This is a genomic window from Pseudoalteromonas sp. NBT06-2 (assembly GCF_002276045.1).
Lineage (GTDB): Bacteria > Pseudomonadota > Gammaproteobacteria > Enterobacterales > Alteromonadaceae > Pseudoalteromonas.
In genome coordinates this window covers 1-1,559 of the sequence record NZ_NQMR01000319.1, presented here as the reverse complement: position 1 = coordinate 1,559, position 1,559 = coordinate 1, and the positions used below count along the sequence as shown (strand labels likewise).

Below are 1,559 nucleotides of genomic sequence, written 5' to 3'. Positions count from 1 at the left end.
TTGGCGTAGATTCAATCGATCATTTTCAGTGTGTTTAAGTACTAGAGCACCGATCAGTTTAAAATATAGTCACCAGCGAGAGCCAAAATTTTCGTAGATTAGGAAGATTTAACGCAGTATACGGAAATTTTAGCCTCACCCGCAGGGAGTGGCCAAAAATCACACATGCTACGTTGTGTCAGCTCGAAATAGCCCGCTATTCCATTCACTAATAAGCCTTACCTGTGTGATTTTTAGACCATTCTAGTGTTCATATTTTAAACTAACCGAAGCTCTATTTGCTTACTTTTTAAACTACATGACGTTGAATGCGTCTGATCAAGCTCAAAAAAGTTATCACAAAAATTCTAATGATGCGTCTATATTTTGCTATTTAATTAGTATTTATTCATTTTTTAATAATATTGGAGAAATTTATGCCTTTATCACGAAAAGAGTTTGTAGGAATGGTTAAAGACCCTTCATCTTTAGGGAATTATCACTCGGATCATGGTATGCCACCAAGAGGAATGGGCGGTGACCAAATGCGGTATACATGTCATACTGCAGTTCAGCACTGGGGCTACATGAGTTTGTACGGCGGTGATCTACAAAAGACCATAGATAGAATAAGAGAAGTAACGATTTGGGATTGCCACAAGTGTGGTGAAAGTATTAACCATATGAGTAATGCTGAGACATATGTAAATGAACTAACACATGGCGCGAAGCCTCTTTTGGCAAAAGAACTGCTTTATACTCTAGAACCAGGAGATATTATAATTACAGGTGACTATTCTAAGGGAACTCAGGGTATCACACACTCAATGGTTTTTGTAGGAATGGAAGATGTAAAAACTAAGGATGGAGTTCGTGCGGAAGCGAGAGTTATAGGATTTAATAATACTTCTACATTTACCAAACAGGTTTACAACAGAATGTTTAGTTATTTGAACGACACTTATAAAGGTAAACTAGAGAAATCCCTTACAAAAGATGTAAAACTGCGAGAGCGAATTCAAAGACAACTACCTCCGAAACTGGCACCTGATGCAAATGAGTATGATATGTATGATGAGACTTATTGGTCATTTGAGGATAAGGATGGTAATTTATATGAATATGGAATGTTTGGTCCTACACACGAAAAAGCCCCTGTATATTATTTAAAATATGAAGACTTTATGGCCAATAATATAGAGCATGCAAAGTATGGTTATGCGTAAATAACTCTGTGTAACTACCAGTTTATATAAGTATTTTAAACGGTCTTCGAATTCAATCATAAATCGATTCAAGGCCGTTTTCCAGTTTTTAATGGGTATAGTCCATTTCTTCTCAGTACTTTCAACTGCTAAATAAATGACTTATTTAACTGCATCGCCCGTTGGAAAAATTTCTTTTTTAATAGCCTTGCGAATAACGCTGTTGAGTGACTCAATCGCATTAGCCATATACATCGCTTTTCTAATATCCTACAGGTAAATAAATAGCGAATTTAAGTTTGCCCAATTGGTATGCCAAGAAAGGCGCTTGTACCACAAAAAAATCCTGTTTTATCCAGCAGTTTTAGGTGAAAT

1 protein-coding gene and 1 pseudogene are annotated in these 1,559 nt (G+C 36.2%); one reads left to right on the top strand and one right to left on the bottom strand.

The genetic code is table 11. From position 1 onward, the window contains the following. Positions 1-416: 416 nt before the first annotated feature. Entirely contained in the window at positions 417-1,205 is a 789-nt protein-coding gene (locus CJF42_RS25750; RefSeq protein ID WP_095369339.1) for a hypothetical protein, read from the top strand. Positions 1,206-1,241: 36 nt separating this feature from the next. On the opposite strand, the pseudogene CJF42_RS28950 reads toward CJF42_RS25750, so the two are convergent. Then, positions 1,242-1,505, bottom strand: a pseudogene (locus CJF42_RS28950) (transposase); the annotation flags it as partial. Between the last annotated feature and the right edge of the window lie 54 nt (positions 1,506-1,559).

Coding starts and splice junctions, on each gene's coding strand:
- CJF42_RS25750 (WP_095369339.1), top strand. CDS start 417: ATGCCTTTATCACGAAAAGAGTTTGTAGGAATGGTTAAAGACCCTTCA.